At 68.3% G+C, this 21,932-nt stretch carries 21 protein-coding genes and 3 pseudogenes; 15 read left to right on the top strand and 9 right to left on the bottom strand.

All coding sequences use genetic code 11. The features are described 5' to 3' along the window. From BCY76_RS14065 to BCY76_RS20800, 10 genes and pseudogenes are all read left to right on the top strand, one after another. A partial coding sequence (locus BCY76_RS14065) for an FHA domain-containing protein (RefSeq protein WP_139827818.1) occupies positions 1 to 348 on the top strand: 348 nt, incomplete at its 5' end. Further along, a pseudogene (locus tag BCY76_RS14070) lies at positions 348 to 858 on the top strand (FHA domain-containing protein FhaB/FipA). The gene BCY76_RS14065 and the pseudogene BCY76_RS14070, both read left to right, overlap by 1 nt. 3 nt (positions 859 to 861) lie before the next feature. Continuing rightward, positions 862 to 2,694: a PP2C family protein-serine/threonine phosphatase gene (locus tag BCY76_RS18705; protein WP_070161126.1), complete on the top strand. Its 1,833-nt coding sequence runs from the start codon at positions 862 to 864 to the stop codon at positions 2,692 to 2,694. After that, complete coding sequence (locus tag BCY76_RS14080; protein WP_085437831.1) at positions 2,691 to 4,220, top strand: FtsW/RodA/SpoVE family cell cycle protein; 1,530 nt, start codon at positions 2,691 to 2,693, stop codon at positions 4,218 to 4,220. The genes BCY76_RS18705 and BCY76_RS14080 overlap by 4 nt, the downstream gene beginning before the upstream one ends. Continuing rightward, a complete protein-coding gene (locus tag BCY76_RS20045; RefSeq protein ID WP_272896856.1) occupies positions 4,217 to 5,257 on the top strand; it encodes a penicillin-binding transpeptidase domain-containing protein in 1,041 nt (346 codons plus the stop codon). Before BCY76_RS14080 ends, BCY76_RS20045 begins: the two co-directional genes overlap by 4 nt. Beyond that, positions 5,254 to 5,616, top strand: coding sequence for a penicillin-binding transpeptidase domain-containing protein (locus BCY76_RS20050; RefSeq protein WP_272896857.1), 363 nt, complete (start codon positions 5,254 to 5,256; stop codon positions 5,614 to 5,616). Before BCY76_RS20045 ends, BCY76_RS20050 begins: the two co-directional genes overlap by 4 nt. A gap of 43 nt (positions 5,617 to 5,659) precedes the next feature. Further along, positions 5,660 to 7,579 (top strand): protein kinase domain-containing protein, encoded by a 1,920-nt coding sequence (locus BCY76_RS14090; RefSeq protein ID WP_083277622.1) that lies wholly within the window; start codon positions 5,660 to 5,662, stop codon positions 7,577 to 7,579. 68 nt (positions 7,580 to 7,647) lie between these two features. Next, on the top strand, positions 7,648 to 8,196 hold the full coding sequence (locus BCY76_RS20790; RefSeq protein ID WP_442935362.1) for a protein kinase domain-containing protein: 549 nt from the start codon (positions 7,648 to 7,650) through the stop codon (positions 8,194 to 8,196). After that, positions 8,157 to 8,663, top strand: a pseudogene (locus BCY76_RS20795) (protein kinase domain-containing protein); the annotation flags it as partial. The gene BCY76_RS20790 and the pseudogene BCY76_RS20795, both read left to right, overlap by 40 nt. Positions 8,664 to 8,921: 258 nt before the next feature. Continuing rightward, positions 8,922 to 9,830: a PASTA domain-containing protein gene (locus BCY76_RS20800; RefSeq protein ID WP_442935363.1), complete on the top strand. Its 909-nt coding sequence runs from the start codon at positions 8,922 to 8,924 to the stop codon at positions 9,828 to 9,830. 102 nt (positions 9,831 to 9,932) lie between these two features. On the opposite strand, the gene BCY76_RS14105 is transcribed toward BCY76_RS20800, so the two are convergent. From BCY76_RS14105 to BCY76_RS19595, 3 genes are read right to left on the bottom strand one after another with little or no spacing between them, the layout of a single operon-like run. Beyond that, positions 9,933 to 10,547: a hypothetical protein gene (locus BCY76_RS14105; RefSeq protein ID WP_139827819.1), complete on the bottom strand. Its 615-nt coding sequence runs from the start codon at positions 10,545 to 10,547 to the stop codon at positions 9,933 to 9,935. 40 nt (positions 10,548 to 10,587) lie between these two features. Next, entirely contained in the window at positions 10,588 to 11,370 is a 783-nt protein-coding gene (locus BCY76_RS14110) for a hypothetical protein (protein WP_070161141.1), read from the bottom strand. 22 nt (positions 11,371 to 11,392) lie between these two features. Beyond that, positions 11,393 to 11,779: a hypothetical protein gene (locus BCY76_RS19595; RefSeq protein WP_237090175.1), complete on the bottom strand. Its 387-nt coding sequence runs from the start codon at positions 11,777 to 11,779 to the stop codon at positions 11,393 to 11,395. On the opposite strand from BCY76_RS19595, the gene BCY76_RS20520 reads away from it, so the two are divergent. Continuing rightward, positions 11,771 to 12,955, top strand: a complete 1,185-nt coding sequence (locus BCY76_RS20520; protein WP_336582456.1) for an FtsK/SpoIIIE domain-containing protein — start codon at positions 11,771 to 11,773, stop codon at positions 12,953 to 12,955. The two genes, BCY76_RS19595 and BCY76_RS20520, sit on opposite strands and share 9 nt — an antisense overlap. Here the strand turns inward: BCY76_RS20520 and BCY76_RS14125 are convergent. The 3 genes from BCY76_RS14125 to BCY76_RS14130 are packed head-to-tail and all read right to left on the bottom strand — an operon-like array spanning position 12,907 to position 14,649. Then, entirely contained in the window at positions 12,907 to 13,569 is a 663-nt protein-coding gene (locus BCY76_RS14125; RefSeq protein WP_070161146.1) for an anthranilate synthase component II, read from the bottom strand. The genes BCY76_RS20520 and BCY76_RS14125 overlap by 49 nt on opposite strands. Positions 13,570 to 13,580: 11 nt before the next feature. Beyond that, positions 13,581 to 13,742 (bottom strand): hypothetical protein, encoded by a 162-nt coding sequence (locus tag BCY76_RS18245; protein WP_170922706.1) that lies wholly within the window; start codon positions 13,740 to 13,742, stop codon positions 13,581 to 13,583. Position 13,743: 1 nt separating this feature from the next. Next, a complete protein-coding gene (locus BCY76_RS14130; RefSeq protein ID WP_070161147.1) occupies positions 13,744 to 14,649 on the bottom strand; it encodes a class E sortase in 906 nt (301 codons plus the stop codon). 184 nt (positions 14,650 to 14,833) lie between these two features. On the opposite strand from BCY76_RS14130, the gene BCY76_RS14135 reads away from it, so the two are divergent. Then, the gene (locus BCY76_RS14135) at positions 14,834 to 15,154 is read left to right on the top strand and encodes a cell division protein CrgA (protein ID WP_070161149.1); all 321 of its coding nucleotides are present in this window, start codon (positions 14,834 to 14,836) and stop codon (positions 15,152 to 15,154) included. Between the two features lie 91 nt (positions 15,155 to 15,245). Here the strand turns inward: BCY76_RS14135 and BCY76_RS14140 are convergent, their stop codons facing one another. Further along, positions 15,246 to 16,136 (bottom strand): hypothetical protein, encoded by an 891-nt coding sequence (locus BCY76_RS14140; RefSeq protein ID WP_085437834.1) that lies wholly within the window; start codon positions 16,134 to 16,136, stop codon positions 15,246 to 15,248. A 148-nt stretch (positions 16,137 to 16,284) separates the two neighbouring features. Between BCY76_RS14140 and BCY76_RS14145 the strand changes: the two genes are divergently transcribed. The 3 genes from BCY76_RS14145 (at position 16,285) to BCY76_RS14155 (ending at position 18,812) form a co-directional block, all read left to right on the top strand. Next, positions 16,285 to 16,818 carry a peptidylprolyl isomerase gene (locus BCY76_RS14145; RefSeq protein ID WP_070161152.1) on the top strand — a complete coding sequence of 178 codons (534 nt, stop codon included), beginning with the start codon at positions 16,285 to 16,287 and terminating at the stop codon, positions 16,816 to 16,818. Between the two features lie 9 nt (positions 16,819 to 16,827). Continuing rightward, a complete protein-coding gene (locus BCY76_RS14150; protein WP_070161154.1) occupies positions 16,828 to 17,694 on the top strand; it encodes a rhomboid family intramembrane serine protease in 867 nt (288 codons plus the stop codon). A gap of 272 nt (positions 17,695 to 17,966) precedes the next feature. Next, positions 17,967 to 18,812 (top strand): PhzF family phenazine biosynthesis protein, encoded by an 846-nt coding sequence (locus BCY76_RS14155; protein ID WP_070161156.1) that lies wholly within the window; start codon positions 17,967 to 17,969, stop codon positions 18,810 to 18,812. A gap of 6 nt (positions 18,813 to 18,818) precedes the next feature. On the opposite strand, the gene BCY76_RS14160 is transcribed toward BCY76_RS14155, so the two are convergent. Both BCY76_RS14160 and BCY76_RS18250 read right to left on the bottom strand, forming a co-directional pair. Next, positions 18,819 to 20,225, bottom strand: a complete 1,407-nt coding sequence (locus BCY76_RS14160) for a copper amine oxidase (protein ID WP_070161158.1) — start codon at positions 20,223 to 20,225, stop codon at positions 18,819 to 18,821. Between the two features lie 202 nt (positions 20,226 to 20,427). Next, positions 20,428 to 21,932, bottom strand: a pseudogene (locus BCY76_RS18250) (hypothetical protein); the annotation flags it as partial.

The following is a 21,932-nucleotide window of genomic DNA, read 5'->3' on the forward strand; positions in this document are numbered from 1 at the left end:
CGGTCGCGCAGCCCCGCCGTCCCCGCCCAGGCCCCGCCCGCCCAGGCCCCGGTCGCGATGCTGGACCACGAGGGTCGCCAGCATGACCTACGGGCGGACAGCACGGTGATCGGCCGCTCCACCTCCGCAGACATCACGATCCCGGACACCGGGGTCTCCCGGCGCCATCTGGAGGTCTACCGAGACGGCAGCCGCTGGATCGCCCGGGACCTCGGCTCCACCAACGGCTCCTACGTGGACGGCGAGCAGCTGTCCGGCTCCCACGACCAGGTCGAGCTCTTCGACGGGGCGCTGATCTCCCTGGGCAACGCTCGGCTGCGCTTCCGTCTCACGACCAGGGAGGTGTGATGAGCGAGCTCGCCGTCACGGTCCTCCAGTTCGGCCTGCTCCTGCTGCTGTGGATCCTGATCCTGTCGATCATCGGCGCCCAGGGACGTGACCTCATGGTCTCCAAGAAGTCCCGGACCCGGGCCCACGCGTCGGCGGCACGCCGCAACGACGGCGGCTCCGCCCCAGGGGCCCAGTCCGGATCCCAGGCCCCACACACCGGCCAGACACCACGCCCCCGACCCCGGAAGCTGGTGGTCACCGAAGGCCCGCTCGCCGGCACCGAGCTGGATCTGGGCTCGGCGCCCCATCATGCTCGGCCGCGCCCAGGAGTGCACCCTGGTGCTCGAGGACGACTACGCCTCCGGCAAGCACGCCCGGCTGTTCCCCCAGGGCTCCCGCTGGTTCCTGGAGGACCTGGGCTCCACCAACGGCACGTGGCTGGGCGAGGAGCAGCTCACCCGGGCCTCGACGGTGGAGCCCGGCGAACGCATCCGCATCGGCAAGACCGTCCTGGAGCTGAGGACCTAGCCCGTGGCCCTGGTCTTCCGCTTCGCAGCCCGCTCCGACACCGGAGTCGTCCGCTCCAAGAACGACGACTCCGGCTACGCCGGACGCTACTTCGCCGTCGTCGCCGACGGCATGGGAGGTCATGCCGGCGGGGACGTCGCCAGCGCCTCCACCGTGCTGGACCTCGCCCACCTGGACACCCGGGGCTTCGCCGAGCCGGACACGGTGCTGCCGGACGAGATCCAGACCGCCAACGCGTTCCTGAACAAGCTCGTCCAGGCCAATCCGAAGCTGGCCGGGATGGGCACCACCATCACCTCGCTGCTGATCACCGGCGACCGCCTGCAGTTCGCCCACATCGGCGATTCCCGGGCCTACCGGCTCAAGAAGAGTCGGTTCCGGCAGGTCAGCAAGGATCACACGTTCGTGCAGCGGCTCGTAGATGAGGGCCGCCTGGACCCGGACGAGGCCGAGTTCCATCCGCACAAGAACGTCCTGATGCGGGTGCTCGGGGATGTCGACGCTTCCCCCGAGCTGGACATCACCTCCTTCCCCCTGGAGGCCGGGGAGCGCTGGCTGCTGTGCTCCGACGGTCTCAACGCCGTGGTCTCGGACCGGCTGATCGAGCAGAAGCTGCGGTCCCCGCAGTCGCTCGAGTCGATCGTGGAGGAGCTGGTCGACCTCACGATCGAAGGCGGCGCTCCGGACAATGTGACCGTCATCTGCCTGGAGGTCATCGAAGCCGGCGAGGCCGATCTGACCCCTGACCGACGCCTGCCGCTGACCCAGGCGGCCGTCGAGGCCGCCGCCGAGGGGTACCGGACCCCCGAGCGGCCCCCCGCAGACGGTGACGCCGGCGACGCCGAGGAGACCATGGAGCTGGTCCCCGTGGTCAACGTGGACGCGCTCTCCGAGCACCCGCCGGAGGAGGACGACGAGCTCTCCCCGCTGACCGCCTCGATGCTGGGCCAAGAGCTGGAGACCCGACCTCACCTGCTGGTCGGCGCCGCGGACAAGGCCACCGAGACGGGCATGATCCCGGTGGTGGCGCGCAATGTGGACGAGCATCCGATGGCGGTGCTGCTCACCGGCCAACCGCTGGTGCCGGTGCGGCACACCTACTCTGAGATGCTCGGGGACCACAGCGGCGAGAGGGCGGCGCGCGGCACGTCGCAGGGCACCGACGGCGAGGAGAGGGCCGACGGCTCCGGCACGTCCAGCGCGCCGGTCGGCCCCGACGACGCCGGCGTCACCGTCGATGCCGACGCCGCCTCCGAGGAGTCCGTGAGCGCCGCTGAGGCCGGAGTCGAGGGCTCCGCGGAAGACGAGGAGCCCGACCTCTCGGATCCGGCACTGACGGAGGCGGACCTGACCGGGGCGGACATCGACGTCGCCGACGTCGCCATCGCCACCCGGGCGTCCCGGCGTCGTCGGTGGTTCCTTCCCACCTTCGTCACCCTGCTGGCGCTGCTGCTGGGCGTGGTGACCTTCCTGGGGTACATCTGGACCCAGACGCAGTACTACGTGGGGCAGGACGACGGCGAGGTCGCGATCTACAACGGCGTCTCGCAGTCCCTGGGCCCCATTCGTCTCTCCGAGGTGGACGAGCACGCCGGCTTCGACGTCGAGGAGCTCTCCCCCTACCACCGGGAGCGCGTCCTGCGGGGCATCCCGGCCGATGACCGCACTCATGCGGAGACGATCGTGGACCAGCTGCGGGCCACCACCGGCGCGGACGCCGACGACGACGCCGACTCCGGGGACGACGCCGACCCCGAGGACGCGCAGTCCGACGACGACGCAGACGAGCCCACAGACGAGCCCACAGGTGATGAGGACGGAGGTGAGGAGCAGTGACCCAGCTGGAGACCGCGCCGAAGCCGCGCCGCAATGTGGAGCTGGTCCTGCTGCTGCTCGCGCTCATCATCGGCATCGGGGCGAAGTTCCTGGTCGCCGTCGCCATGGACGAGCCCTACGACAGCACCTACTACACCGAGGCCGCGCTGTTCGCCGGCATCACCTTCGCCTTCCACATCGTGCTGCGCCTGCGGGCGAAGTACGCGGACCCGTTCATCCTGCCGATCGTGGTGGCGCTCAACGGGCTCGGCATGGCGATGATCCACCGGTTGGACCTGGTCACCGGAGGGCCACCGGCGGAGGACCGGCAGCTGATGTGGACCCTGGTGTCCATGGTCGCGGCGATGGCGCTGCTGTGGTTCCTGCAGGACCACCGTCGCCTGCGTCAGCTGACCTACATCTCCCTGGTGGTCAGCATCGTGCTGCTGTTCCTGCCGCTGATCCCCGGCTTCGGCATGACCATCAACGGCGCCCGGATCTGGGTGAACCTCGGCTTCGCCTCGTTCCAGCCGGCGGAGATCGCCAAGATCACGCTGGCGATCTTCTTCGCCGGGTTCCTGGCGAACAACCGGGACCTGATCCTGCTGGCCGGTCGGCGCATCGGCCCCCTGCAGCTTCCCCGTGCCCGGGACCTGGGCCCGATGTTCATCGCCTGGATCGTGGCGATCGGCGTGCTGGTGGTCCAGAACGACCTGGGCACCTCGATCATGTTCTTCGGCCTGTTCATGGGCATGATCTATGTGGCCACCTCGCGGCTGTCCTGGATCCTGATCGGTGGGGGCCTGGTCGCCGTCGGCGGCGTGCTGGCCTACCTGTTCGTCCCCCATGTGACCCGGCGGGTGGAGATCTGGCTCAACGCCTTCGACCCGGAGATCTACTCGCGGGCGATCGGCGGGTCGGACCAGATCGTCCAGGGCATGTTCGGGCTGAGCAACGGCGGGCTGACCGGCACCGGATTCGGGTCGGGTCTGCCGCAGCGGGTGCCGCTGTCCAACTCGGACATGATCATCGCCTCCTTCGGCGAGGAGCTGGGCTTCATCGGCCTCTCCGCGATGCTCATGCTCTATCTGCTGCTGTTCAGCCGGTTCATGCGTGCCGGACTGGGCACCCGGGACGCGTTCGGCAAGCTGCTCTCGGTGGGCTTCGCCGTGGTGCTGGTCCTGCAGATCTTCGTGGTGGTGGGCGGCATCACCCGGGTCATCCCGATGACCGGTCTGACCACTCCCTTCCTCGCCGCCGGCGGCTCCTCCCTGCTGGCGAACTGGATCATCCTGGCACTGGTGTTGCTGATCTCCCACGCCGCCCGTCGCCCCATCGTCGTCGGCCCCATGGTCAACGCCAGCGGCACTGAGGCCGCCGGCACCGAGAACCCCACCCATGAGGAGGGACCGGAGGACGCCGAGCCGAAACGTCCGGTGGCCAAGCCGCTGTCCGCCGCGGAGCGCACGCAGCGTCACGCACCGGCCCACGGGGCACCGCCCTCAGCGGCGGAGACCTCCCCGGACAGCTCAGGGGGTGCCCGATGAACAACGCGATCCGACACGCCTGGGTCGTCAGCGTGGGGCTGTTCCTGGTCCTCTTCGCCGCGCTCAGCGTCATCCAGGTGGCCCTGACCGAGGAGCTCAACTCCCACCCGGACAACGTCCGGCAGCTCTACCAGGATCGGGGCGCACCCCGAGGCGCGATCACCGTGGACGGCAGCGCCATCGCCGAGTCCGTGCCCTCCGAGGGGACGAACTTCGAGTACCAGCGGGTCTACCGCGACGCCGAGCTGTACTCCGGCATCACCGGCTTCTACTCCATCGCCGCCCAGTCCACGGGGCTGGAGAACTCGATGAACGAGTACCTCACCGGCCAGGCGGACAGCCAGTTCTTCGACCGCCTGACCTCCCTCTTCACCGGGGAGACCCTGGAGGGCGCCCAGGTGGAGCTGACCTTGGACCCCGAGCTGCAGCAGCTGGCCTATGACACCATCCCGGAGGGCACACGGGGCACGATCATCGTCACCGATGTGCAGACCGGGGACATCAAGGCGATGGTGTCCAAACCCAGCTACGACACCAATGACCTGGCCGTGCACTCGACCAGCGAGTTCCAGGAGAACATGGAGCAGCTGAACGAGGTCGAAGGGCTCAGCGCCTATCGGAACCAGGCGGTGTTCAACACGATCGCCCCGGGCTCGACCTTCAAGCTGATCGACCTGGCGGCGATGCTGGACTCCGGCGACTATGACGCGGACACGGTGCTGGACAACCCCTCGGAGATCGACCTGCCGCAGTCCGACCGCACGCTGCGGAACTTCTTCGGCGGCATCTGTGAGCAGCAGTCGGAGGCGGACCTGCGCTTCATCACTGCGCAGTCCTGCAACACGCCGTTCGCCGAGGCCGCCATGGAGCTGGGCGAGGACCCCATCCGCGAGGCCGCCGAGGCCTTCGGTTGGAACCAGGACTTCGACTTCCCCCTGGAGGTCTCGCCGTCGCAGTTCCCGGAGGTGGACTCCGATGCGATGCTGGCCTACGCTCCATCGGTCAGGGCAGCGTCACCTCGACGCCGATGCAGATGAACATGGTGGCCATGGCGATCGCCAACGGCGGCACCATGATGACTCCGAACCTCATCGAGTCGGTGCGGGGAGCGGATCTGCAGATCATCGAGCAGCCTGAGCCCCAGGTCCTCCACGAGCCGATCTCGGAGGACGTAGCTGAGGAGCTCACCGAGCTGATGCTCGGACCGGTCGAGTCCGGCACCGCCTGGCGGGCCGAGTCTGACCGCTTCGACATCGCCGCGAAGACCGGCACCGCGCAGATCGACGGCACCGACCAGGTGAACTCCTGGATCACCGGCTTCGCCCCTGCCGAGGACCCGCAGTACGCGGTCACGGTGACCTATGAACGGATCGACTATGACACCGGCTCCTCCTGACGGGGCCGAACCTGCGCACGATGCTCGAGGCGGTGATCGACTGATGAGACCAGCTGTGGGCATCCTGATGGGCGACCGCTACAAGCTGACCGAGCGGATCGCCATCGGCGGCATGGGTGAGGTGTGGAAGGCCTCCGACGAGGTCCTCGGCCGCACCGTGGCGATCAAGATCCTCAAGGAGGAGTACACCGGGGACGAGGCGTTCCTGCGGCGGTTCCGCGCCGAGGCGCGGCACACGGCCCTGCTGAACCACCCCGGGATCGCCGACATCTACGACTACGGCGAGCAGGCCGGCTCCGGGTACCTGGTCATGGAGCTGGTGCCCGGCCGTCCGTTGTCGGTGCTGCTGGAGAAGGACCGGACCCTGTCCTGGGAGAAGACGCTGTCGATCATCGCCCAGACGGCCCGCGCCCTGCAGGTGGCCCATGACCAGGGACTGGTGCACCGGGACGTGAAGCCGGGGAACCTGCTGATCACGCCCACCCGCCGGGTGAAGATCACGGACTTCGGGATCGCCCGCCTGGCGGACCAGGTCCCGCTGACCGCCACCGGTCAGGTGATGGGCACCGTCCAGTACCTCTCCCCGGAGCAGGCCACCGGCCAGCACGCCACCGGCTCCTCGGACATCTACGCGCTGGGCATCATCGGCTATGAGGCTCTGGTGGGGCACCGCCCCTTCACCGGGGAGTCGCAGATCGCGATCGCCCTGAAGCAGGTCAATGATGCGCCGCCTCCGCTGCCGGACTCCGTCCCGGAGCCGGTGCGCGCGCTGATCATGTCCATGCTGGCCAAGGACGCCGGAGACCGGCCGATGAACGCCACCAAGCTGGCCGAGGCCTCCGACGCTCTGCTCCGCCATGATCTGGACGCCGCGCTGGAGGCCGTGCCGGCCATGCGGAACCACATGACGCTGCCCTCGGAGCAGGACGACTCCACCCAGGTGATGCCCGCCGCGACCAAGCCGACCGCCGTCGTGCCTCGGGCCGACGCCGCCGGTGACGGCACGCAGAAGGTGACGCCGACCCCCGCGCTATCGGCGCGGACCCCGGAGCAGCCCCATGACGACGTCTGGGACGAGGGCCCGGGCGGCTCGGCGGGCGGCACCGGCTCAGCCGACAAGGCCGGCCGCAAGGAGCAGCGCCGACAGTCCTCCTCCGGCGGCTCCCTGACCCGCTGGCGCTGGCCGCTGGTGGTGCTGATCGCCCTGGTGCTGCTGGCGCTGTTCGGCTCCTGGGTGCTGCCGCGGCTGACCAGTGCGGAGCCGGAGCCGCAGCCGACCGTGACCGAGACGTTCACCGCCGAGGCGGAGACGGTCCAGGTGGATGAGGGTGACTTCATCGGACTCACCGTGGAGGCGGCGAGCGCGGCGCTGCAGGATCTCGCCCTCGAGGTGGAGACCCAGGAGGTCGAGTCCGCCCAGCCGGCCGGCGTGGTGGTGGCCATCGGTCCCACCGGCCAGGTCCCGGTGGGCGCCACGGTGACGCTGTCCTATTCCACCGGCAGCGAGACCGCTCCTCCCCCGGAGGACCAGCCGTCACCCGCTCCGGACACGGACGGCCCGGGCGGCGGCACGGGAGGAGACACGGACGGAGGCCCGGACGAGGGCACCGGCGGCACGGGCGAAGGCGGTGGTGACACCGGCGGCGACTCGCAGGAGACCGACGGCACCGGGACCACGGAGGAGGACTCGCCCAGCCCGGAGAGCACCCCGAGCCCTACGCCCGAGTCCCCCAGCCCCACCGATGAGGACGGGGACGAGGACGTCGACGACTCGCCCGCGCCCGCCGAGGAGGACGAGCAGGAGGGCGACCAGACCGACGACGGCGGCACGGGGGCCGCTCCCCGCCCTGAGACGGACCAGGAGGGCGGTCAGGACGCCGGGGAGGACACCGAGGACGCGGACGAGGTCGACGACGCCTCGAGCGGGGGCTCCGATGACACGACACGAACTGGACAGGCATGATGACTGAGAACGGACACCGCGTGCTCAACGGCCGCTACCGCATCGAGGCCCTGATCGGGCGCGGCGGCATGGCCGACGTGTACCTCGGTCATGATCTCTCGCTGAACCGCCAGGTGGCGGTGAAGATGCTGCGTCCGGACCTGGCCCGCGACCCGCAGTTCCAAGGGCGGTTCCGGCGTGAGGCCCAGTCCTCGGCCTCGCTGAACCACCACAACATCGTCGGCGTCTATGACACCGGCCGGGCCGACGTCGAAGACTCCCACCATGCGGAGGTCAAGACCCCCTACATCGTGATGGAGTACGTGGACGGGGTGACCCTGCGGCACATCATGCACGGCACCCCCTCCCATGAGGCAGCGGCGACGTCGACGACGAGGCCGCCACCCAGCTGCAGTCTCCGGCCGCGGACCGCACGGTGGCCGACGGGACCCGCCCGGAGGAGCATTCGGACCCAGATGTCCTGGCCCTGGGTGACACGGGCCGCACCGAGGCGCAGGAGCATGGCCCGGCGGCCGACGTCGGGGAGCCGCTGCGTCGGAAGATCGATGAGGCGCTGGGCAGACCCGTGCCGGAGCCTGAGGCCGCCGAGTATCTGGACGGCATCCTGGGGGCTTTGAGCTACAGCCATGAGAAGGGCATCGTCCACCGGGACATCAAGCCTTCCAATGTGATGGTGGCGCAGAACGGCGCCGTGAAGGTCATGGACTTCGGGATCGCGCGCGCCCTGGCGGATTCGGCGTCGACGATGACGCAGACCTCCGCCGTGGTGGGCACGGCCCAGTACCTGTCCCCGGAGCAGGCCCGCGGCGAGGTCGTGGATCACCGCAGCGACCTGTATTCGGCCGGCTGTGTGCTCTTCGAACTGCTGACCAACCGGCCCCCGTTCCAGGGCGAGTCGCCGGTGTCGGTGGCGTACCAGCATGTGCGGGAGGATCCGCCGCTGGTCTCTGACCTGAACCCTCAGGTCTCCCCGGCGATGGAGTCCGTGGTGGCCAAGGCCCTGGTGAAGGACCCTGCCGAGCGGTTCCAGAACGCCGATGAGTTCTCCGCCGCGGTCAAGGATGCCCTGCACGGGGTGCCGGTGGAGGACGCCACCCAGGCGATCCCGGCTGTCAGCAACGGCCGTGGCTTTGACGAGGTCGTCGGCGCCGGGGCTGCAGGGCTGGGCACACCGCTGTCGGCCCGGACCCCGGAGGACCCGGACCTGTACGCGGAGTACGAGGAGGATGTGGAGGAGCCGCGCCGCCGTCGGCGGTTCGCCTGGCTGTGGGTGGTGCTGCTCATCGCCTTGGTGGCCGGCGGCACGTGGGCTCTGGTGCGCATGCTCGACACCCAGGAGCTGATGGTCCCTGAGGTGGAGGGCCTGAGCCGTGCGGAGGCCCTGGAGGAGCTGGCGAACGCGAACCTCGAACCCGCAGAGATCGAATCCGTGCCGGATCAGGACGTCGAGGTCGACCACGCGATCGGCACGGAGCCGGAAGCCGGGGAGCGCGTGGAACCCGGGGACGAGCTGGTGCTGTACCTCTCCTCCGGGCCGGACGGAGTCGTGATCCCGGACGGCATGCAGGGCGAGACGGAGGAGACGGTCCGGGCCGAGCTGGAGGCCCTGGGTCTGGAGGTCGGTGACGTCTCCGAGGAGGACCATCCGACGGTGGGCGCCGGCGAGCTGGTCTCCACGGACCCGGAGGCCGGCACCACCGTGGAGGCCGGCTCCACCGTGGACCTCACCGTGGCCAGCGGACTGTACCCGGTGCCCGACGTGGCGCTGCTCTCCACTTCGGAGGCGCGCTCCGAACTGGAGCAGGCAGGGTTCACGGTCACGGACTCCACAGTGGACTGGGAGACCTCCGAGTACGACCCCGGCACTGTCGGCGGCACCTTCTTCGACGGCAGTCTGATGGCTCCCGGCACCCCCATCCCGCAGGGTGCGACCGTCTCACTGTCGGTGGCCGTCGCGCCTGAGCCGGTGGAGACTCCGGAACCGGAGGAGCCGCGGGACCCGGAGGACGAGGATGAGGACGGCGAGGACTCTGAGGACGACACCGACGGCGAAGACTCCGACGACGAGGACGAGCCGGAGGACGAAGAGTCACCGACCGACGAGCCCACGGAGGATGAGGACGACGGTGACGACTCCGACGACGACTCTGACAATGACTCCGACAATGACTCTGACAATGGCAACAACGGCAACGGGAACAATGGAAACGGGAACGGCAACAACGGCGGAGGCGACTCCGACGACGAGTGAGCCGATGCGGCGGACCAGTCGGCACCAGGCGCTGCCGGTCGCTCGCAGTTGGTGAGGCCCGCCGCGAGCTTGTCCGGCCTCACAGCCGGCGGCCAGGGCACACTATGACTCGTCGAGCTCAATCGTCCCAGTTGGCCTCCTGGGCCTCATCCATCGACTCATCATCAGAATGCCGGGTCCAGAAAGGGCCTTAATGTCGGCATCGGGGTGCCGTTGCTCGATCACGAACACGCGCCCGTGCTCCTCACGACCTCCAGCCACCCGCAGTACAGGATCACGGTCTTCCTGATAAGTCTCCTGGAGCCCCCTGTTCGGCGTCAGCCCAATCTCCTCAAGCACCGCCAACGCCTTATTCACCGTCTCCTGACTCGGCTCAACCCCAGAGAAGTCATACGAAATCTCAAAAAAGTAATGACCCACAGCTCGAGTACTAGGGTCCGGAATTCCCGACACAGCCAAGTACTCCTGAAGATCCCACGGCTCTCCATGAATCTGAGGCAGCACGTCTTCGCCGAAGTGATCGACCATGACCTCATTGACGAGCTTGATCTCCTCGACCTGCTCCTCATAGGTCTGGCCCTCACTCCAGTTCACCACGATCTCCCCACCATCGGGCCGCTCTACAGAGACTTCATCGGGAGGATCCGCACAACCTGCAACGCCAACCATCAGGAGCACCGCGACCGTCCGGCCAACTCCCCCACGCAACACCGACACCGAAGCTCACCACCAACCCAGAATCTGTGACCACCCTGGCCTAGTCAGACGAGTCGTCATCGAACGGATCATCAATATCCTCCAACTGCCGAGGATTATCAACATCGAACTCTTCTTCGCGCTCCCGGCGATTCTTATCAATCACCCGCTCGTACGCTTCCCGCATACTCGGATCATCCGACAACCGGGTTTGGTAATGGGAGCGGAAAGCATCGCCTTCTGCCGTGCTCGCAATGAGGAAACCGCGCCCTTCCGCCAACCCAGCACCGTAGAAGATCTTCTCGTACTGAGAGATCCCCTGCGTGTTGCCTGGATTCTCGCTCAACCCCAGGCGTTCCGCGATCTCCTCCGCCACCTCGTAGGTCTCCTCCAGATCATCGAACGGCACATCGAACCCCACCCGCTGCCGGAAGACACCATCTCCCTCAGGACCCGGAGCCGATTCAGCTTCATGGAGCTCCGCGCTCCAGGGCTCACCATCAATGGTCGCCACGTCGTCCCCGAAGTACTCCCGCATCACCTCCACCACGATCTCCAGCTCAGCCATCTGCTCCTGATGGGTCAATCCACCCTCGATATCTATCAACCCCTCACCAGCAGTGCCCTCAGCCCCCGGGGTTCCCTCGCCGTTTTGGCCGCTCATCGGTTCCTCAGCACCTCCATGCCCTTCGTTGCCCTCACCGCCCGGCTCCTCACCAGGCCCGCCGCAGCTAGCCAAGAGCAGGCCGGTGACCAGCACCCCGACAGACAACCACCGGCCACGGCCCGTCGAAGGAACGCGCACAGCACTCTGGGCCGACCGCCGCATACCCATATCCTGCATCAGTCCTCTCTCCTCGGGCCGGTCAGATGATGGTGTCACGCTGGTGGGTCACGGCCTGGAGACGGTCCTCCAGCTGCCAGAGCACCAGATGGGCGGGGGTCCGGGAGAGCACCTGATACTCGGGGGCCTGCCCCTCGTGCCCCAACGGCATGACCGCATAGGGGCCGGCTGCCCCGGCGCAGACATACTCCACGGGCTCTGCATGCCAGCCCTGGGAGGCCATCCGCACCGTCCAGTGCCACCAGGGCTGCTCCCACAGCCTCCGCATGGCGGGGTTGGCCTCTTCCGGCACCGGCGCCGTGCCACCCTCCGCTCGGTCAGTGAAGGTGCTGGTGGGCACCAGCACAGGAAGCGCGTGCAGGTTCCAGGACGGCGCCGCCCCGGTCCATTCGAGGATTCGGTGGCTCACTTCGTCCGTCGGCAGCACCTCCACCCAGTAGTGATCCGGGGCGGGGGATACGGGGTCCACGTGGTGGCCACCGGCACCCGGTGGAACGAGGTGCGCATCGCCCAGCAGGGATTCTTCGGGACCCGCCTGGAGCTGCGGCTCTCCGAACCGGCGGAGTCCTCCCATGGGCGCAAGACGGCCGCGAAGGTCCCGGAAGACCGCCCGGGGCGGGGACTGAACCACGACCAGCTGCTGGGCCAGATCGCCCTGCCGCGGCTGGACGGGCAGGCAGACGCCGCCACGCTCAACGCCGGAGTCCGGGACGCCGTCGAACGTCTCACCGAGGTCTCGCCCGAGCGCACCCCGCGGCGGGTGCGCCTGCTCCCCTCGCTGCTGCGGCCGGAGGACGTGCCGGCCCCTGCCCACCAAGGGGTGGTGCCGTTCGGCCTGCTCGAGCGCGATCTCAGCGCCACGATGCTGGATCTCACCGGCCAGGATCGCCACCTGCTGATCCTCGGCGACGAACAGGCCGGCAAGACCTCCGCCCTGCGGCACATCATGCTGACTCTCGTCGAGCAGCACACCGAGGACGAGATCGTCTTCGCCGTCTACGACCCGCGCAAGGGACTGCGGGGGGTGATCCCGGACAGTCACCTGGGCGGGTACGCCCCCTCGGCCGCGCTGGCCCAGGGGCTGACGTCCTCCGTGGTGCAGGAGCTGCGCACCCGAGTGCCGCAGGACCCTCTGGCCCCCGCGCCGGAGACCTTCCAGGGCCCCCGGATCGTGCTGATCGTCGACGACTATGACGTGCTGACCGCCGGCGGAAGCTCCCCGCTGCGGGAGTTCGCCGAGTTCCTGCCCATGGGTGCGGAGATCGGCCTGCACGCCTTCGTGTCCCGCAAAGTCCGCGGCGCCTCCCGGGGACTGTTCGAGCCCTTCACCGGCGCCATGCGCGAGGCCGGCGGGGCCACGTTCATCATGGACGGGGACCGGTCCGAGGGGACGCTGGTCAACGGCGTCAGACCGCGCCGTCGTCGACGGGGACCGGATCAATCTGTACATGCTCCAGGAGGAGACTCGCCAGGCCTATATGGAGATCGCCGCGGCGATCATCTCCACCTACCGGTGAGGCTCTCCGGCTCCGCCGTTCAGCGGATCGGGTTGAGCCGGGCGGCCTTCTCCGCGGCGCCCTGCTGACCCAGTGACTCCAACCAGTTGCCCAGCATCCGGTAGCCGCCTTCGGTGAGCACCGACTCCGGGTGGTACTGCATGCCCCACAGGGGCGCCGTCCGGTGGGCCAGGCCCATGATGACGCCGTCGTCGGTGGTGGCGGTGACCTCCAGGACCTCCGGCACGGAGTCCGGGGAGACCACCAGCGAGTGGTAGCGGGTCGCCACGAAGGTCTCCGGCAGCCCGGCGAAGGACTCATGCCCGGTGTGGGTGACCTCGCTGGTCTTGCCGTGCATGAGCTGCTCGGCATGGGTGACGGTGCCGCCGAAAGCCTCACCCAGACCCTGGTGGCCCAGGCACACCCCCAGCAGCGGTGTGCTCGCCTCGGCGCACCAGCGGGTGAGGGCGATGGAGACGCCGGCCTCGTGCGGGGCGCCCGGCCCCGGCGAGATCAGCACGCCGTCGTGGTCCCCGGCGAGGGCGATCGCCTCAGCCTCGGTGAGGTCGTCGTTGCGGATCACGGTGGTCTGCGCCTCCAGCTCCCGCAGATAGCCGACCAGCGTGTAGACGAAGCTGTCGTAGTTGTCGACCACCAGGATCTTGGCGCGGAAGGCGGCCGCAGCCTCGGAGTTCTCAGTCATCGCGCACCATGCTAGCCGTCCTGGATGGTCGAGTCGTTGAGCGGGCTGTACTGATCCACCCAGGGGAACACCACTTCCATCAGCAACAGCACGACGGCGGCCAACAGCACCAGCGTCTGGATGATCTTCAGCCACAGCGGGCCGGGAAGATGCCGGAAGATCCATGCGTACATCTCAGCGTGCCTCCTGTGAGCTCAGATCGCCGAAGGGACCATCGGCCTGCATCTGCCGTTCCACAGTGTCGGCCACCGCAGACGGCGGCCCGTCGGACAGCGGTGCGTAGTCCACCAGTTCGGCGTGGGTGATCATCCGCTCCAGGGTCGTGTACGGCGGGTGGCAGGTGGTCAGAGTGAGCGTCGAGCCCTCCGCCTCCGCCTCGAGGTCTCCGGGCACCGGGGCCAGCACATCGGACTGGTTCGGCTGGACGATGTAGGTCTCGGTGACGGAGTAGATGTACCAGCCGTCCGGAGACTGGACGTAGATGAGGTCTCCGACGGCGAACTTGTCCTGGTTCCACAGGATGTTGCCGTAGGTCTGACGGTGGCCCGCCAGCGCGAAGTTTCCGGGCTCACCGGGCAGCTGCGTGGAGGAGTAATGTCCCAGGCCAGCCCGGTTCAGCGACTCCGGCCCCACCCCGGGCACCACCGGCGCGGCCCAGTCGGCGCCGAGCCGCGGCGCATAGACCATCGCCATGACGCCCCCCTGGTCAGCGAAGTTCGCTGTGTGGTCGGGGCCCGGGACGACCAGGTCCTCCAGCTCGACCCCGCCGCGGGACTCTTCGCCGTCACCGCCGTTGCCGTTCCCGTCACCGTTGGCGTCGCCGTTGCTGTCGCCCGGGTTCTCCAGCGCCTCGATGTTGGAGAACAGCTCCTGGGTGGCCTCGTTGCGCTCCCGATCCGCCTCCAGGCCTGTCCACCACAGCTCCCAGACCAGGAAGAGGATCCCGAGCACGCCGAGGGTGATGAACAGTTCCCCCACACCCCCGAGGATCCGTGAGCCGACGGATCGGCGCACCGGAGCCGCGGCCGCGGACCGGCGTGCATGACGCGGCCGGGACGGCGGCAGAGGGTGAGTCGGCATGGACGTGCTGTCCTCTCCTGTCGAGCGGGAAGGGCCGGGCCCGTCGTGGAGCCCGCAGACCCGATAGAATGACGCGCAGACCACATGACCCCCACACCGGTGGGGGACAGAGTCAGGATACCGAAGTCGACCAGGGTGTCGCGGCTCCACGCGACGAGCGCGCCCCCGGAAGGATCATCTCACCGTGCCAGAGTCGAAGAACCGCAAGAAGAGCGGCAAGCGCAGCAGGAAGAACCGCGGCGGCCCCGCCGACGCCGTCGCGTCCAGCTCCCCGCTGGACGACTCGGATCCCTTCGCCGAGGACCTCGAGGACCTGAAGGACGAGACCCTTCCCCTGTGGTACCGGGCCACCATGATCGGACTGATGATCCTGGGGCTGCTGTGGCTCATCGTCTGGTACATCAGCCAGGGTCTGGCGCCCATCGCCGCCGCTGGGGGTTGGAACGTCATCATCGGCTTCGGCATCGCCATGGTCGGGTTCCTGATGACGATGCGCTGGCGCTGACAGCCCACGCAGCGGAGCCCGCTGACAGAGGAGGGCCCTCCGATCGTAGGATCGGAGGGCCCTCCTCTGTCTGACTTTCTCAGCGAGCGGCTCAGGTGGCCGGCTTCGGCTGCGGCACGCCGCCGGACGCCGAAGCGCCCTTCTCGCCGTCCTTGGTGACGCTCTCCGCCGGCTGGGCCGGCTTGGCTCCGGACGTCGAGGCATCGGCCGCTGACGGCTTGGCCGAAGGGGCAGCCGAGGAGGAGGCCTGCGGCGTCGCGTCGGCGTTCGTCTCCGCCTGAGCGGCCGGCTTCGACGAGGACGCCGGGGTGCCGCCGGAGATCGGCTCCGGCTTCTTCCACGGGTCCTCCACCGGCTGCGAGGCACGCCACGCGGCCACGCCGGCGGTGACACCGGCGGCGACGAGCCCGAAGACCAGCAGGCCCTTGCGGCGGCTCTTCGACTTCTGCTGCTTCTTCAGCGCCTTGGCCGTCTGCTTGGCGTACTTCTCGGAGGTCTTCCGCAGCTTCTTGACGACCTTCTTGTCTCCGGTGGCCTTCACCAGCGCCTTCTCGACGCGCGGGTCCACCTCCGCCTTGTGGATCAGCTTCGCCGTACGGTCCGCATAGCCGCCCAGCTTGGCCGAGGCCGCCGGGACGTAGTCCTCGGAGAGCTGACGCTTGGCATCCGAGTACTTGGCGTAGACCTTGTCCACCTCGGCCTTCGCCTGCGGGGGAAGCTTGTCGTACTGGGACTCGAGACCCACCGAGGCCTTCGAGGCGAGCCCCCGGGCCCGATCTGCGGCCACTGCGGCGTTGGCCTCCACCGACCGGAGAGCGCGCGCCGAGGCATCCTGAACCTTCGGAGCGTTCTTCCGGTACGTGGTCTCGGCCCAGTCCGCGGCGGCGCCCAGCTTCGGGGCAGACCAGTCGCGTGCCGTCTCGACGCCGGCGAGCACCTTGTGCTCCCAGGTGTGGCTCGGTTTCTTCTTCTTACCGAACATGCATGTCCTCCGAATCAGGATCGGTGTGCTGCCCTCAGCTTACGACCTTCAGCCCCTGTCCTGCTATGACGTGAGCCGATGCGTCGGCGGACGTCGCACGACGTCGCCGGCGGGCGGCCTGTCAGCCTCGGGTGAGACAATGGCGCCCATGAGCGCTATCGCAACGCATAAGGCAACCATCCGCACCAACGCCGGTGAGATCCGTGTGGACCTCTACGGCCACCACGCCCCGAAGACCGTGGAGAACTTCGTGGGGCTCGCCACCGGTGAGATCACGTGGAAGCACCCGGAGACCGGTGAGGAGAAGGTCGGCACTCCGCTGTATGACGGCACCGTCTTCCACCGCATCATCGCAGACTTCATGATCCAGGGAGGAGACCCGCTCGGTCTCGGCGTGGGAGGCCCCGGCTACCAGTTCGAGGACGAGATCCACCCGGAGCTGGACTTCACCTCCCCCTACAAGCTGGCCATGGCCAACGCCGGCCCCGGCACCAACGGCTCCCAGTTCTTCATCACCTCGGTGCCCACCACCTGGCTACAGGGCAAGCACACCATCTTCGGCGAGGTGGCGGACGAGGACTCCCAGAAGGTCGTGGACGAGCTGAACAAGGTCGCCACCGACATGCGTGACCGTCCGAAGCAGGACGTCGTCGTCGAGACCATCGCGATCGAGAAGGTCTGACCTCCGCCCGTGTCAGCTGAGCACTCGCACACCGGGGCGGCCCGACCCGCCCCGGTGTGCCCGCGCCACCCGGACCAGCCCACGCATCTGCGCTGCCAGCGCTGCGATCGTCCGGCCTGCCCCCAGTGCCTCCACCAGGCACCGGTCGGGTTCCACTGCACCGACTGCGTCGCGCAGGCTCGTGCGGCCCGGCCTTCACCGCGGACCCGCTTCGGCGCCGTCGCGCGCCCCGACCGGGCCCCGCTGGTGACCTACGGGGTGATCGGCGTATGTGTGGTGATGTACCTGCTGCAGTGGCTGACCGGCAGCGTGCTGACCCAGGCGCTGTGGTACGCCCCGCTGCACACCTCCAGCTGGGTCTTCGAACCGTGGCGGATGCTGACCTCCGCCCTGCTGCATTCACCCTCCTCGGCGATGCACATCCTCTTCAACATGGTGGCCCTGTGGATGTTCGGGCGGGTCATCGAGCCGGCAGTGGGCGCCTGGCGCTACGGGCTGCTGCTGCTGCTCTCCGCCCTCGGCGGCTCTGTGGCGGTGCTGTTCCTGACCCCGGCCACCACACCCACCGTCGGTGCCTCGGGCGCCGTCTTCGGACTCTTCGGCGCCATGTTCATCCTGCTGCGCTCCTCCGGCGCCCAGACCGGCGGTCTGCTGGTCCTCATCGGCATCAATGCGGTCATCAGCTTCGTCGTGCCCAACATCTCCTGGCAGGGCCACCTGGGCGGTCTCCTCACGGGCGTCATCTGCGCCGTGGTCATCGCCCGTGTGCCCCGCGGACCCCGTCGCAGCCTGTGGCAGGGACTCGGCCTGGCCGGCGTCGCAGGCGTGCTGGTCGCGCTCACCGCCGTCGGCATCCCGCTGGTCACCCCGGCGTGACGGGGCTCTCCTCTCATTCCCCCTGGTCAGAGGCGTGGCCCATGGTGCACAGCCTGTGCAGTGTTCTCTCCACACCCTCACCTCCATCACCCCGCATGGGGGTTCTCCACAGCCGTTATCCACAGTGTGGAGAAGTTACATGACTGTGTTTCCCCAGTTCAGGGAGTTTTCCCCAGCAGCCTGTGGATTGTGGAGGATTCTGTGGAGATACCTGTGCAGGACCTGTGCACGGGTTCGGTTCGGGGGCCTTCCACCGGGGATAGGGTGAGTCCATGACCCGAGACTTCCGTCAGATCGATGTGTTCAGCACCGGCCCCTTCACGGGGAACCCGTTGGCGGTGGTCGCCGCCGCGGAGGACCTGGACGAGCAGACCATGCGGGCCATCTCCGCCTGGACGAACCTCTCCGAATGCACGTTCCTTCTGCCGCCCACCACCGAGGAGGCGGACTATCGTGTGCGGATCTTCAGCCTGGACACCGAGCTGCCCTTCGCCGGGCACCCCACACTGGGGACCGCGCGGGCCTGGCTGGACATGGGCGGGACGCCCCAGAGGTCCGACGTGATCGTCCAGGAGTGTGCTGCGGGCCTGATCCGGGTGCGCCCTGACGGTGATCGGCTCGCGTTCGCCGCTCCGCCGCGGCTGCGCACCGGTCCGGTGGAGCCGGGACTGCTCGAGCAGGTCCGGGCCGTGCTGGGCGTCGAGCGTGCCCAGATGGTGGACGCGGCTTGGGCGGACAACGGACCTGGGTGGATCGCGGTGCTGCTGGACAGCGCATCGACCGTGCTCAGTCTCCGCCCGGTCCTCGCACGGGGCGGGCTGGAGGACCTCAAGGTCGGTGTCGTGGGTCCCTGGGGACCCGGGGGCGAGGCCGACGTGGAGGTCCGAGGCTTCTTCTCCGAGGGTCTGGCACTGCCGGAGGACCCCGTCACCGGAAGCCTCAACGCCTCGATCGCGCAGTGGCTGACGGAGACGGAACGGATCAGCGCGCCCTATGTGGCGGCCCAGGGCACGGTGCTGGGGCGGCGGGGACGAGTCCACGTCACAGGCGACGACGCCGGAGACCTGTGGATCGGCGGTCAGGCTGAAGTCTCCATCCGCGGCACAGTGGAGGTCTGAGCCGGTTCAGTCCTGCTCCTCGAGGTCGAGGTCATCGTCGAGGTCATCAAGGTCGATGTCACGTCCGTCCTCGTCTTCATCGAGGCCCCGGGTGAACTCACTGTCCTCGGGCACCCCGTCGATCCCCTCGCGCTCCTCCGGGACGTCGGCACGGGTGGAGGTGAAGTCGCGCGGCCCCATCGTGAAGCTCTGCCAGTGCAGCTCCATCGGGGACTGGTCCTCGTCCCGCGGGACGTGGTGGTAGCCGACCGCCACCCAGGAGACGACATCGTCGAGGGTCCCGGAGTCGTCCTCGACGTAGTCCTGGACCGATCGCCCGCAGCCGCCCCGGTTCCGGGTGGCGAAGACCTGACACTCGTCGTGGTTGGTGAAGGCGACGTCATAGCCCACGTCCTCCCCGTGATGGTGTTCGTCATGCACGAAGGTGAAGCTGTCGGAGACTCCCAGATTGATCTCGTAGGACACGGGGTGATCGTTGGCGTTGAGGAGGTCCGGCGCCATCACCCGCCACCAGCGGCGGTCGTCCCCCTCGTGGAGGGAAGGCTCATCGATGCGGGTCAGGGAGCCCTCCACGATGGGTGACTGGGAGCCCATCTCTCCGGTGGGCTCGGCGTCGTACTGTTCGACCACCATGTCCTCGTCTTCTCCGAGTCCCCAGTGGATCCTCCAGACCACATTGTGGGAATGGCTGGCCGCGTAGTCGGCGTCGCCGTCGCCGATGGGCCACCCATGCTCCTCATCGGTGTAGTCGACCGGAGAGAGATCTCCGGTGGCGCCCAGCGCCGGACGGATGGAGCCGTCGGAACCGAAGGTGTACTCACTGATGTACTCGTACCAGCCCACTTTGGAGATCGTCGAGAGTCGCCATTCGTCGCCGCGGGCGACGGTGAGCTGGCCGTCGGCATGGGACCGGTACGCGAGCCCGGAGTCCTGGGTCTCAGAGCACAGCACCTCCCGTTCGGGCGTGCTGCCGTGCTCCCCGTCCCCGATGTTGGGGATCTCCAGGCCCAGACGTTCCCCGGTGCATTCGTCCTCGGTGAGCGTGTGCATCCGCATCCCGCCGAAGCCGGCTTCGGTGATGTCCGAGGTGAGCCGTTCGCCGTCGTCGTAGGGGACCTCCATCTGCGCCAGGGTCATCTCCTGGATGAGCCGGACGGGGTCCCTGTCGGCCGGGGCGAAGTGGACGTCGCTGAGCACCATGCCCCGTTTGGGGTCGACGGAGAAGCACATGGACCACGCCGAGCCGGAGGACATGATCTGCCCCAGAGGGAGAGCACCCTCCGCACAATCCAGGTGGGAGGTGTCGGGCTCCCCGGCGACATCGGCACCGGCCTGCGCGGTGGGGGCGATCTCCTCCTCCCCCGTGTTCGCGCAGCCCGTGAGGAGGAGCGCGACACCGAGGACACCTGCCATACCGGTCAGCATGGCTCGGGGGGTGCGAGAGAGACGGGGAAGAGGGAGAGACATGGGCTCGGGATCGACCTCTCGATTTCGACACGGGGACAGAAGATCTGCTCCTAGTGTGCCCGCCACCGTGCTCTGGGCACACATGAGCGGATGGCTGCACCGTCCCGGGTAGGGACGATGCAGCCATCCGCGTCAGGGTCTCAGCTGATCACTCAGCCGAGGAGCGGTGGTTCCGCTTCGCGAAGACCACAGCTGCGGTGCCCAGCAGCAGGGCGAGTGCGGCGAGAGCCGCCAGCATGCCGCCGTCAACACCGGTGCGGGCCAGATCCGAGCCGGGCTTGCCACCCGGTCCGGTCTTCTTCCCGTCGTCACCAGCCGGGTCGGCAGTGCCGGTGCCCGTGCCGTCGCCGGCGCCGTCCTCAGCGCCGTCGTCGGTCCCGGTCTCACCGTTGCCGGCCGCGGCATCCTCCACCACCTGGAAGGTGATGGACTGCTCCGGGTAGTCCTCCGCGGTGACCGAGAAGGTGTGGGTACCCAGCTCAGCCTCCTCGGGGATGTCCCAGACGAAGGTGACGGTGCCGTCCTCATCGGCGACCTCGGTGCCGAGCTCCAGGGTCGGGGTGGAGTTCATGAAGCCCTCCACCTCGGTGCCGGGCTCGTAGCCGTGGGCGTAGCCGATCTGCGTGTCACCGTGAGTGAGCACAGGGTGCTCGATCTCGATGCTCAGGACGATCATGTCAGCGACGTCGTTGACCTTGAACACGCTCGTGGCGCTGATGTCCGGGTCGTTGTCGTCGGTGACGGTGACCACCTTGATGCACGGCACGGTGTCCGCCGGGACCGTCCAGATGATGGTGAAGGTTCCGTCCTCGCCGACCTCGACACCATCGATGGTGCCGATGACGTTGCCGTCGACGTCGGTGATCTCCACCGTGACCGTGGTGCCCGGAGTGAAGCCCTCACCGCTGACGGTGATGTCCTCGCCCGGGTTCACGGCCTGCGGGTCGACCGAAACCGTCGGGTCCTCGGAGTCTCCCTCGGCATCCGTGACGGCCACGGCAGTGGCGTCCCAGATGCTCGGGTCGTCCTCGTCGGTGCCGAAGATGAACAGCGCGCCGGAGGCGACGTTGCTCGTCACGGTCCAGGTGATGGTGAAGGTGCCGTCCTGGCCCACGCTGACGCCCTCCACGGAGTCGTAGACGTTGCCGTCCACGTCCGAGAAGTCGACGACCACGGTGGAACCGGGGACGTAGCCTTCACCGGTGACGGTGAGGTCCTCGCCGATGGCCACCACAGTCGGGTCGGCTGCGATGGTCGGGTCGACGACGACGCCGTCCTCGTCGGTGACGGTGACGGTGTCGGATGCGGTGACATCCGGGTCCTCGTCATCGGTGGCGGTGACCGTCAGCTCACCAGGCTCGGTGCCTTCCGGAACCGTCCACTCCACGGTGAAGGTGCCGTCGTCTCCGACCTCGACGCCTTCGATCGTGTCGATCACGTTGCCGTCAGCATCGGTGATGTCCACCGTGACCGTGGAACCAGGGGTGAAGCCCTGACCCTCGACCGTGATGTCCTCACCCGGGGCGACCTCGTCCGGGTGGACGATGATGCCCGGCTGCACGACCCCATCCTCATCAGTGACCGTGAGATGCTCCGTGGCCGTGACCTCGGGGTCCTCATCATCAGTGACCGTGATCGGCAGAATGCCCGGCT

The organism is Nesterenkonia sp. PF2B19, assembly GCF_001758425.2.
Taxonomy (GTDB): domain Bacteria; phylum Actinomycetota; class Actinomycetes; order Actinomycetales; family Micrococcaceae; genus Nesterenkonia; species Nesterenkonia aethiopica.